Raw genomic sequence first — 14333 nt, 5'->3', positions numbered from 1 at the left:
AGCCGGGGTGCCGCGGTGACACTCCCGGGAGATCGTTCTGGAGAGCACCCCGCCGGCCCGTAGCGCCGAGGGGCACGTTCGGCAGCCCCGACAGCCGTTCGATCATGCGGAACGTGCCCCTCGCGGCAGCCCGGGCGCAGAGGTGTCCGCGCGCAGCTCTCCATCCCGATCTCTCGAGGGTGTCGCCGGCGCGGTGCCGCGGTGACACTCCCGAGAGATCGTTCTGGAGAGCACCCCGCCGGCTCGTCGCGGCGGGGCTCAGGTCAGCGCCAGCCCCAGGGCGGTGGCCGCGGACCACACGAGCAGGCCGAGGGCGGTGTCGCGCAGCACCGGGATCAGCTGGGGGCCCGTCGAGCCCGCCAGGACGCGGCGCAGGGCGGGCCCCAGCAGGATCAGCGCCAGGAGCCCGGCGAGCGCGCCCCAGGCGCGCAGGCTGAGCACCAGGGTCATGCCCAGCGGCACCACGACGAGCGCGGCGTAGAGCACGCGGGTGTCGCGGTCGCCGAGGACCACCGCGAGCGTGCGCTTGCCGGTGTCGACGTCCGAGCCGATGTCGCGCAGGTTGTTGGCGACGAGCACCGCGCAGGCGAGCAGGCCGACGCCGACCGACGCGCCGATCCCGAGCCCGCTGGCCCGCCCGGTCTGGACGAACTCGGTGCCGAGCACCGCGACCGGCCCGAAGAACACGAACACCGCGACCTCGCCGAGCCCGCGGTAGCCGTAGGGCCGGGAACCGCCGGTGTAGAACCACGCGCCGAGCAGGCACACGGCGCCGACGACGATGAGCCACCAGTGCCCGCTGTAGAGCGAGAGCACGACGCCGGCGACCGCGCCGATCCCGAAGCAGGTGAAGGCGGCGCGCTTGACCTTGTAGGGCTGGGCCGCCCCGGAGCCGACGAGGCGCAGCGGGCCCACGCGGTCGTCGTCGGTGCCGCGCACGCCGTCGGAGTAGTCGTTGGCGTAGTTCACGCCGATGACGAGCGCCACCGAGACGATCAGCGCGAGCACCGCGGCCAGCGGGTCGAACCCGGCCACACCGGCCGCCGCCCCGGTCCCCGCGAGCACCGGCGCGATCGCCGTGGGCAGCGTGCGCGGCCGGGCCCCCTCCACCCATTCCGCGACGGTCGCCACGTCGGGCGACCTTACTGGCCCTCGCTGGTCGGGTCAGCTACGCGCAGGGCGGCACCGGCGGCGCGCCCTGGATCCAGGCGGCGGGCACGTAGCGGTCGGGACGGGTGCGCAGCCACAGGTTGCTGGTGCCCTGCGTGCCCGCGACCGTGCTGCCCGCGACCTGGCACTGCACCTCGACCTGGGCGCCGTCGCCGACCACGCCGCTGTCCGCGGCCGCCGCGTCCGCGCCGGCCCGCTCGACCACGGGGCCGGCGCCGTTGGTCACGGCCCGCCCGAGGGCGGCGGACTTCGCCGTCCACAGGTAGTCGACCGTGACGAAGGCGTTGGTCCGGAGGCCGAGGCCCCAGAACGTGCCGTCGGCGAGGTCGATGCCCGCCGGGTTCTTCACCTGGCGCCCGAACCCGTCGCGCCCGCCGTTGTACCTGTTCTCGTACGCCGCCTGGGCCTGCGGGCGGCCCTGGGGGAGGTCCTTCCACTGCTCCCGCTGCGCGGGCGGGTTCCAGTAGTCGTCCTTGGTGTTCCACGGCCCGACGTCCCAGACCGGCACGGTCGCGCAGCGCCCGGCGTCGGTGCAGACCCGCACGCTGTAGTCCCCGCGACCCTTCGGCGACAGGGCGCGGCGCGAGGGCAGCGCGACGAACTGGTCGTTCGCGACGATCCGGTGCCCGTTGGCGGTGGTCCCGCCGACGAGGCCCTCGCGGGTGGCGAACACCCGGTAGCTCGCCCGCGGGGTGATGGCGCGCGGGTCCGTCGGCACCTGGTCGGCGAGCACCTCGAGGCTGCGCACCACCGGTCCGGGCACACCGGCCGGGGCGAGCAGCGCCAGGCGCGCGGCGACGGTGCGGGTCGGCTCGGGGAGGATCGCGGGCGCCCCGGGCGCGACCGGGATCCACTCGCTCCACTGGCCGTCGGCGTCCTGGCCGCGGACGTCGACGGTGACCTCGGAGCCGGCCGGCACGTCGCCCTGGACCGGGGCGTCGACGCGGTTGACCGGGGTGGCGAACTGGTGCGCGCCGAGGTCGAGCAGCCCCTGGCGCTGGGCGCCGCGCAGCGCCGCGGGGCCGGTCTCGGTGCCGTCGCGGGTGGTGCTCAGGCGAGCGGTGCCCTGGGCGACCTCGACACCGGTCGTCATCCCGGCGAGCGGCGGTGCCCAGCGCTGCGGGCCCTCGTCGGCGGCCCGGAGGTCGTCCCGGGACGCCGGGGCGCCGAGGGGCGGCGGGGGGTCGGCCCGCGCGACGGGCGTGCCGAGCGCGGTGGCGAGGGTCAGGGCGGTCGTCAGGACCCCGGCGGCCACGACGAGACCCGTCCGTCGCGTCCGCGGGGCGCCGACGACGCGCCCGGCAGGGGCCTGGGGTCGCGTCGTGTCGGTGCGCACGCTGCAGTGAACGGCGCGGTCGCGGGCCCGGGTGCCGACCGCGACGGAGATCCGCTCGATGGCGTGTCACCCGGTCGAGGGTTTCGCCACCCGTCCGGCGCGCCGCCTCGACGCCGGCGCGTACGTGGGGCAGACGTGCGGGACCCCCGGGGCTCCTGTGGGTGAGCGCACGCGGATCACCCGCCGGTCAGCGGGTGCGGCGGCCCGGGCGTCATTACCGTGGACGTGTGTATCCCTCGACGGCGCAGGCCCACGTGGTCGTCGACGAGTGGGTCCGCGCCGGGGTGACCGACGCCGTCGCGTGCCCCGGCTCGCGCAACGCGCCGCTGCTCGTCGCCCTCGACGCCGCCGACCGCGACGGCCGGCTGCGCCTGCACGTGCGCGTCGACGAGCGCGGCGCGGGCTTCCTCGCCGTCGGCCTCGGCACGGTGACCGGGCGGGTCGTGCCGGTCGTCGTCACCTCCGGCACGGCCGTGGCGAACCTGCACCCCGCGGTGCTCGAGGCGTCCCGCGCCGGGGTGGGGCTGCTCGTCGTCAGCGCCGACCGGCCTGTCGAGCTCGTCGGCAGCGGCGCCAACCAGACCGTCGACCAGGTCGGGCTCTTCGGCGTCGCCGCGCGCGCCTCGGTGGTCATGCCGCTCGCCGAGGACCGCCCCGGCGCCGCTCGCACGTGGCGCGCCGTCGTGGCCCGCGCGCTCGACCGCGCGGCCGGCACCACCGGCGGCGACCCGGGCCCGGTGCAGCTCGACGTCCCGCTGCGCGAGCCCTTGCTCGACCCCGCCGACCCCGACGATCCAGCCCCCGGCGAGCCCGACCCCGCGCTCGCGGGCCGCCCCGACGGCGCGCCGTGGACGCGCACGATCGCCGCGCCGCCGTCGTGCGCGCTCGCGCCGCTGCCGCTGCGCGCCGGGGTGCGCACGCTGGTGGTCGCCGGGTTCGGGGGCGCCACGGTGCCCGCGGGCACCCGCCTCCCCGAGGGCGTCCCGGTGCTCGCCGAGCCGACCTCCCCGCTGTGGACGGACCCGCACGGCGGCCGCGCGCTGCACGCCGGCACGTGGGTGCTGCCCGCCGCGCTCGACGGCCTGCGCGACGACCTGCGCCCCGAGCAGGTCGTCGTCCTCGGCCGCCCGACGCTGCACCGTGCCGTGTCCCGGCTGCTCGCCGACCCCGGTGTCGAGGTCCTCGCCGTGCCCGCGGTCGCCCCGACCGGGGGGCGGCCCCGGCCGGGCTGGACCGACGTCGCCGGCGCGGTGAGCGCCGTCGGCGCGCTCTCGGACCCCGACGACTGGAAGCCCGACGCCGCCTTCGCCGCCGCCTGGGCCGACGCCGACGACCGCGCGGTGGGCGTGCTCGGCCGCACCCCGACCGGCGCGCCCGCGCCGGAGCACCCCGGCATCCCCGGCGACGGGCCGGCGCTGGCCGCGGCGACGGTCGCCGCGCTCCCGTCCGGCGCGCACCTCGTGGTCGGCGCGTCCGCCCCGATCCGCGACGTCTCGCTCGCCGCGACCCCGCGCAGGGACGTCACCGTGCACTCCGCGCGCGGTGTCTCGGGCATCGACGGCTCCGTCTCGCTCGCGGTCGGCGTCGCGCTCGGGCACCGCGGTCCGACGTACGCCCTGCTCGGCGACCTGACGTTCCTGCACGACACCAACGGCTTGCTCGTGGGGCCCGAGGAGCCGCGCGGCGAGCTGGTCGTCGTCGTCGCGAACGACGACGGCGGCGGGATCTTCACCACCCTCGAGCAGGGCGCGCCGCGCTACACGGCGGCCTTCGAGCGCGTGTTCGGCACGCCGCACGGCACGGACCTCGCCGCGCTCTGCGCCGCCCACCGGGTGCCGCACCGGCGCGCCGAGCCCACCGACCTCCCCGCCCTGCTCGCGCCCACGGGCCGGCCGGGGACGCGGGTCGTCGAGGTGCGCATCGACCGGGGCACCCGCCGCGCGTCGGCGGAGCGCACCGCCGCCGCGGTGCGCGAGGCCGTCACCGGGGAGCCGCACGACTGAACCGGGCCCCGGTGTGAGCCGGAGGTGAGCCCGGGGAGTGACGCGTTCGTTTCCGCACGCGGTCACCACGGACGATCCGCCAGAATGCGGCGGCCCCCGAGCGGGCGACGAGAGGAGTGCGGCAGGCGTGCTGGTGCTGGTGGTGGCGCACGCGGTCGCGGCGCTGGCCGCACCCGCGCTCGTCCGGATCCTCGACCGGCGCGCCTTCCCGGTCCTCGCGCTCGTGCCCGCGGCGGCCTTCGCGTGGATCCTCGCCCAGCTCCCCGCGGTGCTCGCCGGGCCCGTGCCCGAGCAGGTCGTGCCGTGGATCCCCGCCCTCGGCGTCGACCTCGCGCTGCGCCTCGACCCCCTCGCGGCGACGGTGTCGCTGCTGGTCACCGGGATCGGGGCGCTGGTGCTGCTCTACTGCGCCCGCTACTTCCCGGCCGACGCGCGCGGGCTCGGGCGGTTCGCGGGCGTGCTGACGGCGTTCGCCGGCGCGATGCTCGCGCTCGTCTGGTCCGACGACGTGTTCGTGCTCTACGTCTGCTGGGAGCTCACGACCGTCTTCTCGTTCCTGCTCGTCGGTCACGACGCGCACAAGCGGGCGAGCCGCGCGGCGGCGGTGCAGGCGCTCGTCGTCACCGCGGCGGGCGGGCTGACGATGCTGGTCGGGCTCGTCGTGCTCTCGCAGGCCGCGGCCACCACCCGGATCTCCCAGCTCGTCGCCCACTTCGCCGGGCCCGCGCCGGTGTCGGCGGCGATCGTCGCCGGCGTCGTGTGCGTGCTCGTCGGCGCGATCACGAAGTCCGCGCTCGTGCCGTTCCACTTCTGGCTGCCCTCGGCGATGGCGGCGCCGACGCCGGTCAGCGCCTACCTGCACGCCGCGGCGATGGTGAAGGCCGGCGTCTACCTCGTCCTGCGCCTGGCGCCCGGGCTCGCCGACGTCGAGCCCTGGCGTCCGCTGGTCGCGGCGCTCGCGGTGACCACGATGCTGCTCGGCGGACTGCAGGCGCTGCGCCAGCACGACCTCAAGCTGGTCCTCGCCCACGGCACGGTGTCCCAGCTCGGGTTCATGATCCTGCTCGCCGGCGCGGGGACCCGTGACGGCGCGCTCGCGGCGATCGGGCTGGTCGTGGGCCACGCGCTGTTCAAGGCGTGCCTGTTCCTCGTCGTCGGCATCATCGACCGGCGGGCCGGCACCCGGGACCTGCGTGAGCTGTCCGGCCTCGGACGCCGCGCGCCGGTGCTGGCGACGGCGGCGATCCTCGGTGCCGCGTCGATGGCGGGGCTGCCGCCCCTGCTCGGGTTCGTCACCAAGGAGGGCTCGTTCGAGGCGTTCCTGCACGACGCCTACGGCGACGCGGCGATCCCGCTGCTGGCGCTGGTGGTGCTGGGCTCGGTGCTCACGGTCGGGTACAGCACGCGGTTCGTGTGGGGCGCGTTCTGGCGCAAGCCGGGCGTCGAGGAGGTCACCTGGGACGCGCCGGGCCCGCTCTTCGCGACCGCGCCCGTCGTGCTCGGCGTGGCCGGGCTCGCCGCCGGCGTCGGCGTGAGCACGCTGTCGCCGCTGTTCGTCGCCTACGCCGACACGCTGCCGGTGAGCTACCCGGTGCTGCTCGAGCTCGCGGTGATCCCGTCGATCGGGGTGGCGCTCGGGCTCTCGGTGCTCGCGGTGGCCCTCGGCTTCGTCGTCGGCCTGCCCCGCGTCAGCGCCCGCCTCACCGCGCGGTACCCGCTGGCCCCGGTCCGCGCCGAGATCACCTGGCGCGGGGTGATCCACGCGCTGGAGAACACCGCGCTGCGCGTCACGGCGCTCACCCAGCGCGGCTCGCTGTCGTGGATCCTCTCGACGATCTTCGCGGTGCTCGTCCTCGGTCCGGGGCTGGCGATGCTCCTCGGCGCCGGGCTCGGCGAGGTCGAGGTCGACCGGCTCGCCGACTCCCCGTTCCAGGTGCTCGCGGCCGTCATCGGCGGCGCGTGCGCGATCGTCGCCACCCGCGTGCGCCGGCGGCTCGGCGCGGTCCTGGTGGTCGGCGGGCTCGGCTACGCCACCGCGCTGATCTTCGCCCTCGCCGGCGCGCCCGACGTCGCGCTGACCCAGGCGCTGGTCGAGACGGCGACGCTCGTGGTCGTCGTGCTCGTGCTGCGCACGCTGCCCCGCGACATCGCCGACCGGCACACCCCGCGCCAGCGCGTGCGGCGCCTGCTCGTCGCCGTGCCGGTCGGGCTGCTGATGACCGGGCTCGGCGCGGTCGCGCTCGCCGCCCGCAGCGCGCCCCCGGTGTCCGCGGCGTACCCCGCGCAGGCCTACGGCTTCGGCGCGGGCGCGAACGTCGTCAACGTGACCCTGGTCGACATCCGCGCCTGGGACACCATGGGGGAGCTCTCGGTGATCGTCGCCGCGGCCACCGGCGTCGCGAGCCTCGTCTTCCTGCACCGCCGCTCCGGCGCCCCGCCCCGGGCCGAGGCGCAGCCCGTCGTCACGCCGACCACGCGCGCCGGCGGTTGGCTGCGCTCGGCGCGCCGCGGGGACGCCGACCGCGTGCTGCTCCTCGAGGTGATCACGCGCCTCGTCTTCCCGACGATGATGGTGGTCTCGGTGTACTTCCTGTTCGCCGGCCACAACGCGCCCGGCGGCGGCTTCGCCGGCGGCCTGGTCGCGGGTCTCGCGCTGACGGTCCGCTACGTCGCGGGCGGGCGCTACGAGCTCGGCGAGGCGGTGCCGGTGGACGCCGGCCTGCTGCTCGGTCTCGGCCTGCTCTGCGCCGGCGGCACCGGGGTGGGCGCGCTGCTGCTGGGTGGTGAGGTCCTGCAGACCGCCGTCGTCGAGGGCGACGTCCCGGTGCTCGGGCACGTCAAGTTCGTGACCTCGCTGATCTTCGACATCGGCGTCTACCTGATCGTCGTCGGGCTCGTGCTCGACGTGCTGCGCAGCCTCGGCGCGGAGCTCGACCGCCGCCGCGCGGCGACGTCGGGGACGGCGTCGCGTCCGGCCACCCGGCAGGAGGTGCCGTCGTGACCTCACCGATCGCGCTGCTCGCGCTCATCGGCGTGCTCTACGCCACCGGGGTCTACCTCATCCTCGAGCGCAGCCTGACCCGCGTGCTGCTCGGGATCCTCGTGCTCGGCAACGCCACCAACGTCCTCGTCATCGTCGCGGGCGGGCGCGCCGGCGCCCCGCCCCTGGTCGGCACCGCGCCGGACGCCGCGATGAGCGACGCCCTGGTCCAGGCCCTGGTGCTGACCGCCATCGTCATCACGCTCGGCGTCACCGCGTTCCTGCTCGCGCTCATCCACCGCACGTGGACCCTCGAGCGCGAGGACGACCTCACCGAGGACGTCGAGGACCGCTCGGTGCGCCGCCGCCTCGCCCGCGGCGAGCAGGAGGACGAGGAGGAGCTCGACACCACCGGCTGCGAGAGCACCGCCGACACCGACCCGGACGACACCGAGTCGGCCCCCGACCCCGCGCCGGTCACCGCCGGCACCGGACGGGAGGGGGCGCCGTGAACCCCGGCTCCAGCCTGCTCGCCACGCTGATGCCGCTGCCCGTGCTGCTGCCGCTGCTCGGCGCGGGGGCGACGCTCGTGCTCTCGCGGCGCCCGACGCTGCAGCGCGCGCTGTCGGTCGCCGTCCTCACGGTCGTCGTGGTCATCGCCGCGCTGCTGCTCGTGGCGGCGGTGCAGAACGGCCCGATCGTGGTCACCGTGGGGTCCTGGCCGGTGCCGCTGGGGATCACGCTGGTCGCCGACCCGTTGTCGGCGCTGATGCTGCTGACGTCGATGGCCGTGACCCTCGCCGTGCTGGTCTACGCGATCGGCCAGGGCGTCTACGACCGCGACGAGTCCACGCCGATCACGATCTTCCACCCGACCTACCTCGTGCTCGCGGCGGGCGTCGCCAACGCCTTCCTGTCGGGGGACCTGTTCAACCTCTACGTGGGGTTCGAGGTCCTGCTGATGGCGAGCTACGTGCTGCTCACCCTCGGCGGCACCCGCTCCCGGGTGCGCGCGGGCGTCACGTACGTGGTCGTCAACGTGGTGTCGTCGCTGGTCTTCCTCGTCGGCATCGCACTCGTCTACGCCGCGGTCGGGACGCTGAACCTCGCGCAGATCTCCACGCGCATGGAGGCGGTGCCGCCGGGTACGGCGCTGGCGATCCACCTCGTCCTGCTGACGGCGTTCGGCATCAAGGCCGCGGTGTTCCCGCTCTCGGCGTGGCTGCCCGACAGCTACCCGACCGCCGCCGCCCCGGTCACCGCCGTGTTCGCGGGCCTGCTCACCAAGGTCGGCGTCTACTCGATCATCCGTACCGAGATGCTGATCTTCCCGGACTCGGAGGTCACGCAGACGATCCTGCTGGTCGCGGCGGGGCTGACGATGCTCGTGGGCGCGCTGGGCGCGATCGCGCAGGCCGACATCAAGCGGGTCCTGTCGTTCACGCTCGTCAGCCACATCGGCTACATGATCTTCGGGATCGCGCTGGCGACCCCGCTCGGCGTGGCCGGCGCGGTGTTCTACGTCGTCCACCACATCACCGTGCAGGCGACGCTGTTCTGCGTCGTCGGGCTCATCGAGGGGGTGGGCGGCTCGACGTCGGTGACCCGCCTCGGCGGGCTGATGCGCGCCTCGCCGATCCTCGCGGTGCTGTGGTTCGTCCCCGCGATCAACCTCGGCGGCATCCCGCCGCTGTCGGGGTTCGTCGGCAAGCTCGGGCTGGTGCAGGCCGGGGTCGTCGACGGCTCCGCGATGGCCTGGGTGCTCGTCGCGGTCTCGGTGCTGACGAGCCTGCTCACGCTCTACGCCGTCACCAAGGTGTGGGTGCTCGCCTTCTGGCGCCCGGCCGACCAGATCCCGGTCCCCGAGGAGCCGGACCCCGCGGCCGACCAGGACGACGACGAGGACGGCGCGGACGGCGCGGACGGCGACGACGGCGAGGACGGCGAGCGCGCGGCGCGCCCCTCGTCGGGCGGCCTGCCGGGGGCCCCGGCGCCGCGCACCGGCACGCTGACCGGCGTGCGGCCCGGCACCGCCCGCACGATCGCGGGCGCCGAGGCGAACACCGGCGCGGAGGTCGACTGGCCCGTCGCCCGCACGGCCCCGGCCGACGGTGTCCCGCTGCTGTCCGGGCGGCTGCTCGGCGCGCCCGGCGACCGGGTCTCCCGGCGCCTGCCGAAGGTCATGGCGGGCGCGACCGGCGCGCTCGTCGCGCTCGGCCTCTCGCTCACGGTGGTGGCGGGCCCGCTCTACGCCGTCGCCGACCAGGCCGCGGACGACCTCGTGGCGCGCACCCCCTACATCGACGCGGTGTTCGCGCAGACCGTCGACGACCGGGTGGCCCGGTGAGCGCGGCCCGGGACCGGACGCCGGGCCCCGTCCCGCCCGACACCGCCGGCCTGCTGCGCCGCGCGGCCCCCGTGGTGTGGCTGGTGCTGGTCTGGGTCCTGCTCTGGGGGACCTTCTCGTGGGCCAACGTGCTCGGCGGGCTCGTCGTCGCGCTGGTGGTGCTCACGGTGTTCCCGCTGCCGCCGGCGCCGGGCCGGGGCTGGCTGCGCCCGCTCGCGACGCTGCGGACGGTCGGTCGGTTCGTCGTCGACCTCGTCGTCTCGAGCCTGCAGGTGGCGTGGCAGTCGCTGCAGGCCCTGCGCCCCGGCGAGCCCATCCACAGCTCCGTGGTCGCGGTGCGGCTGGCGTCGTCGTCGGAGTTCGTCATGGCGATGGTCGTGGAGCTCCTCACGCTGGTGCCGGGCAGCGTGGTCATCGAGGCCCGGCCCGAGGAGCGCACGATCTGGGCGCACGTGCTCGGCGCGGACGACGACGCGGCCGTCGCCGCCTTCCGCGAGCAGGTCGCCCGGCTCGAGGCCGACGTGGTCGCCGCGCTCGGCCGGCCCGCCGCGCCGGTGACGTACGCGCCGGGCGCCGACACCGACGGGGAGCGATCGTGACCGGCCTGCCCGCCCTGCTCGACGGGATCCTCGTCGTCTGCCTCGTCCTGCTGGGCCTCTCGGCCCTGCTCGTCGTGGTCCGGCTGCTGCGGGGTCCGTCGGGGCTCGACCGGCTCGTGGCCCTCGACGTCCTCGTCGCCGAGTTCCTCGTCGGGCTCGTCGTGTACGCCGCGCTGACCGGCACCTCCGCACTCGTGCCGGTGGTGGTGGCGATCAGCCTGGTCGGTTTCCTGGGCTCGACGACGGTCGCGCGGTTCGTGCGCCGGGGGACCGACCGGTGAGCGCGCCGGTGCCGTTCCCGATGGCGCCCCCGGTGTCGCCCCCGAGCGAGAGCGGGCTCGAGGTCGCGCTCGACGCGGTGGGCACGGTCGCGATCGTGCTCGGGGTGCTGCTGACCCTCGTCGCCTCGGTCGGCCTGCTGTCGCTGCCCGACGTCCTGAGCCGCATGCACGCGGCCACCAAGCCGCAGGTGGTCGGCCTCCTGCTCGTCGTCCTCGGCGGCGCGCTGCACCTGCGCACCAGCGTCGACGTGTGGATGCTCGTGCTGGTCGGGGCGTTCCAACTGGTCACGGCACCGGTGACCGCCCACGTGGTCGGCCGGCTCGCGCACCGCGGCGACGGGGTGCGCCGCGACCTGCTCCACGTCGACGAGCTCGCCGACCGGCCCGACACCACCGACCCGGGTCCCGACGAGCCCGAGGCCGACGAGCCCGAGCCGGAGGAGCCCGAGCCGGCGACGCGGGGACGGGGCCGGGACGGCGGCGGCGGTGGCGTCGGGGCCGGCGGGGGCGGTCCCGACGGCGACGGCACGGCCGGCCGGAGGGGGCGCGACGGTGCTCCCTAGACTCGGACCGGTGACCCGGCTGTGGGAGCTGCTGCGGCGGGCCCGGGACCGGGCCGCGCCGGTGCTGGCGGACGCTGTGGCGCTCGTGCGCCCCGCGGGCCGGCGGGCCCCCGAGATCGTGGTCGTCGTCGGCGTCGTCATCAGCGTGCTGCTGGCGCTCGTGCTGGTCGGCGCCGGCCGCAACGACGCGCACATCGACGCCAACCGCGCCCAGGCCGTGGCCGAGGTGCTCGAGGGCGGCTCGCGCCCGCACACCTACGTCCGCTTCACCACGGTCGAGGGCGCGGTGCTCACGCCCGAGAAGGGCGTGTTCTACCCGCGGGGCCTGGAGCCGGGCCAGCTGGTCGAGGTCGAGTACGACCGCACCGACCCCGAGCTCGTCCGCGTCGCGGGCCGCACGTGGACCGAGGGCCTGGTGCCCGTCCTGCTCGGCATGCTCGGGCTGTGGGCGGTGGTCGGGCCCTCGGCGTGGGCGCTCGGGCGCCGGCGTCGCCGCCGCCGCGAGGCCGCGCAGGCGTCGGCGGCGTGGCGACGGGGCGAGGAGCCGGCAGACGGCGCCGCCGGGTCCGACGGCCCCGACGGTGAGGACGGCCCCGACGGTGAGGACGGCCCCGACGGTGAGGACGGCGCCGACGAGGAGCCCGAGATGGCCGGGACGGTGCGCCGGTGAGCGGCACCCGCGCGGACCTCGACCGCGACCCGAACGCCGTGGCGCGCATGTTCGACGGGGTCGCGGCGCGGTACGACCTCACCAACACCGTGCTGTCGTTCGCCCAGGACGTCCGCTGGCGCCGGGCCACGCGAGAGGCGCTCGCGGTCGGGCCGGGTGACACGGTCCTCGACGTCGCCGCGGGTACCGGGGTGTCGACGGTCGAGCTCGCCCGCACCGGCGCGCGCTGCCTCGCCACCGACTTCTCGCTCGGCATGCTGCGCACCGGCCGCTCGCGTCCCGCGACCCGCGGCCTGCCCTTCGTGGCCGCGGACGCGCTGCACCTGCCGTTCCCCGACGCCTCGGTCGACGCGGTGGTCATCTCGTTCGGCCTGCGCAACACCGTCGACCCCGACGCGGCGCTCGCGGAGTTCGCCCGCGTCACCCGCCCCGGCGGCACGCTCGCCGTCTGCGAGTTCTCCCGGCCGACCTGGGCGCCGTTCCGCCGGGTCTACACCGACTACCTCATGCGCGCGCTGCCCCGCGTCGCGACGGCGGTGAGCTCCAACCCCGACGCGTACGTCTACCTCGCCGAGTCGATCCGCGCCTGGCCCGACCAGGCCGCCCTCGCGCAGCGGATCGCCGCGGCCGGCTGGCGCTCGGTGGCCTGGCGCGACCTCACCGGCGGCATCGTCGCCCTCCACACCGCCACGCGCCCCGAGTAACCCCCACGAGCGATGCGGCATCACCGGCGACCACCGCCGGGATCGCCACATCCTCACCGGCGCGACACGCGGTGTTCCCGGCCCTCCGCCCGCAGAACCCCATCGATTGACCGTTCCCCGCCGAGGCCAAACCACCCTCGGCGGGCGATCACGCCATCCGGCTCCTACACTCCCTCCTGCCGAGCTAGTGAACGGATTCACAAGGGAGCCAGACGCCGTGTCCGCCACCACCGGAGCGCGCCGCAGCCCCGACAGCGACGCCGACGTCGTGGTCGTGGGTGCCGGTCCTGCGGGCTCCACGGTCGCGACGTACCTGGCGCGCGCCGGCCTCGACGTCCTCGTGCTCGAGAAGGCGACGTTCCCGCGCGAGAAGGTCTGCGGCGACGGCGTCACCCCGCGCGGCGTGAAGCAGCTCGTCGACCTCGGCGTCGACACCCGCGAGGAGGCCGGCTGGCGCCACCAGCGCGGCCTGCGCGTCATCGGGGGCGGCGCGAGCGTCGAGCTCGACTGGCCCGAGCTCGCGAGCTACCCGGCCTACGGCCTCGTGCGCCCCCGCCGCGACTTCGACCAGATGCTCGCCGACCACGCCCGCGCCGCCGGCGCCCGCGTCGAGGAGGGCGTCTCGGTCACCGGCGCGACCCGCGACGAGCGCACCGGGCGCGTCACCGGCGTCGAGGTCCGCCGCGGCCCCGGGCGCACGCCCGCGACGTGCACCGCGCCGCTGGTGGTCGCCTGCGACGGCGTCGGCGCCCGCACCGCCCTGAGCCTGGGGATCGCCAAGCGCGACGACCGCCCGCTCGGCGTCGCCGTGCGCCGCTACTACACGAGCCCGCGCCACGACGACCGCTACCTCGAGACCCACCTCGGGCTGCTCGACGGCCCGGGCGTCGGCCCCGACCTGCACGGCGGCTACGGCTGGGTCTTCGGGATGGGCGACGGCACCGCCAACGTCGGGCTCGGCGTGCTCGCCACGCAGCACGGCGACAAGCGCGACTACCGCGCGCTGCTGCGCTCCTGGCTCGAGGGCCTGCCCGAGGCGTGGGGCCTGACCGAGGAGAACGCCACCGGACCGATCGGCGGCGCCGCGCTGCCGATGGGCCTGTCGCGCACGCCGGTCTACCGCGACGGGCTCGTGCTCGTCGGCGACGCCGGCGGCATGGTCAACCCCTTCAGCGGCGAGGGCATCGCCTACGCGATGGAGTCCGCCGCGCTCGCCGCCGAGTGCGTCGTGCAGGCGATGGCCCGCCCCGAGGGCCCCGGCCGCGAGCGGGCGCTCGGCGCCTACCCGGTCGCGGTGCGCCACGCGCTGGGCCGCTACTACCGCGTCGGCAACCGTGCCGCGCACGCTCTCGGGCGCCCGCGGTTCATGCACCACGCGCTGCGCCTCGGCCTGCCGCGGCGCCGGGTGATGAGCACGGCGCTCAAGCTCTTCGCGGGCCTCACCGACGGGCGGGACGGGGACGCGGCCGACCGCGTCCTCGAGCTCGCCCTGCGCCTGGTGCCGCCCCTGACCGACCGACCCGACACCCCCGCGCGGAAGGGGGCCCCGGCGGCCGGACGCGCCGCCTGACCTCGACGGGTTAGGGCGCCCTGATCGGCGGACGGCCCGGTCGTCCTCATTAGGGTCCCCGTGGCCCGACGAGCGTGTTCCACCACACGGCCCTGCACGGGGGCCCCACC

The 14333-nt window shown here is 76.4% G+C and carries 12 protein-coding genes; 10 read left to right on the top strand and 2 right to left on the bottom strand.

Annotated features, from left to right (window positions below; genetic code table 11):
- Positions 1 to 258 precede the first annotated feature (258 nt).
- Both PH190_RS03095 and PH190_RS03090 read right to left on the bottom strand, forming a co-directional pair.
- Positions 259 to 1131 (bottom strand): 1,4-dihydroxy-2-naphthoate polyprenyltransferase, encoded by an 873-nt coding sequence (locus PH190_RS03095; RefSeq protein WP_274230008.1) that lies wholly within the window; start codon positions 1129 to 1131, stop codon positions 259 to 261.
- Between the two features lie 37 nt (positions 1132 to 1168).
- On the bottom strand, positions 1169 to 2425 hold the full coding sequence (locus tag PH190_RS03090) for a hypothetical protein (protein WP_274230007.1): 1257 nt from the start codon (positions 2423 to 2425) through the stop codon (positions 1169 to 1171).
- 308 nt (positions 2426 to 2733) lie between these two features.
- On the opposite strand from PH190_RS03090, the gene menD reads away from it, so the two are divergent.
- From menD to PH190_RS03040, 10 genes are all read left to right on the top strand, one after another.
- Positions 2734 to 4509: a 2-succinyl-5-enolpyruvyl-6-hydroxy-3-cyclohexene-1-carboxylic-acid synthase gene (gene menD, locus PH190_RS03085; protein WP_274230006.1), complete on the top strand. Its 1776-nt coding sequence runs from the start codon at positions 2734 to 2736 to the stop codon at positions 4507 to 4509.
- Positions 4510 to 4636: 127 nt separating this feature from the next.
- Complete coding sequence (locus PH190_RS03080) at positions 4637 to 7510, top strand: Na+/H+ antiporter subunit A (RefSeq protein ID WP_274230005.1); 2874 nt, start codon at positions 4637 to 4639, stop codon at positions 7508 to 7510.
- Complete coding sequence (locus tag PH190_RS03075; RefSeq protein ID WP_274230004.1) at positions 7507 to 8001, top strand: Na(+)/H(+) antiporter subunit C; 495 nt, start codon at positions 7507 to 7509, stop codon at positions 7999 to 8001. Before PH190_RS03080 ends, PH190_RS03075 begins: the two co-directional genes overlap by 4 nt.
- Positions 7998 to 9836, top strand: a complete 1839-nt coding sequence (locus tag PH190_RS03070; protein WP_274230003.1) for a Na+/H+ antiporter subunit D — start codon at positions 7998 to 8000, stop codon at positions 9834 to 9836. The genes PH190_RS03075 and PH190_RS03070 overlap by 4 nt, the downstream gene beginning before the upstream one ends.
- Complete coding sequence (locus PH190_RS03065; RefSeq protein ID WP_274230002.1) at positions 9833 to 10435, top strand: Na+/H+ antiporter subunit E; 603 nt, start codon at positions 9833 to 9835, stop codon at positions 10433 to 10435. The genes PH190_RS03070 and PH190_RS03065 overlap by 4 nt, the downstream gene beginning before the upstream one ends.
- Entirely contained in the window at positions 10432 to 10716 is a 285-nt protein-coding gene (locus tag PH190_RS03060; protein ID WP_274230001.1) for a monovalent cation/H+ antiporter complex subunit F, read from the top strand. The genes PH190_RS03065 and PH190_RS03060 overlap by 4 nt, the downstream gene beginning before the upstream one ends.
- Complete coding sequence (gene mnhG / locus PH190_RS03055; protein WP_274230000.1) at positions 10713 to 11279, top strand: monovalent cation/H(+) antiporter subunit G; 567 nt, start codon at positions 10713 to 10715, stop codon at positions 11277 to 11279. The genes PH190_RS03060 and mnhG overlap by 4 nt, the downstream gene beginning before the upstream one ends.
- Positions 11280 to 11289: 10 nt before the next feature.
- On the top strand, positions 11290 to 11949 hold the full coding sequence (locus PH190_RS03050) for a DUF3592 domain-containing protein (protein WP_274229999.1): 660 nt from the start codon (positions 11290 to 11292) through the stop codon (positions 11947 to 11949).
- Positions 11946 to 12653 (top strand): demethylmenaquinone methyltransferase, encoded by a 708-nt coding sequence (locus PH190_RS03045; RefSeq protein WP_274229998.1) that lies wholly within the window; start codon positions 11946 to 11948, stop codon positions 12651 to 12653. Before PH190_RS03050 ends, PH190_RS03045 begins: the two co-directional genes overlap by 4 nt.
- A gap of 217 nt (positions 12654 to 12870) precedes the next feature.
- A complete protein-coding gene (locus PH190_RS03040; protein ID WP_274229997.1) occupies positions 12871 to 14223 on the top strand; it encodes a geranylgeranyl reductase family protein in 1353 nt (450 codons plus the stop codon).
- The last annotated feature ends 110 nt before the right edge of the window (positions 14224 to 14333 follow it).

This window comes from Actinomycetospora straminea (assembly GCF_028737255.1).
Taxonomy (GTDB): domain Bacteria; phylum Actinomycetota; class Actinomycetes; order Mycobacteriales; family Pseudonocardiaceae; genus Actinomycetospora; species Actinomycetospora straminea.
This window is presented reverse-complemented; position numbering and strand designations above follow the sequence as displayed.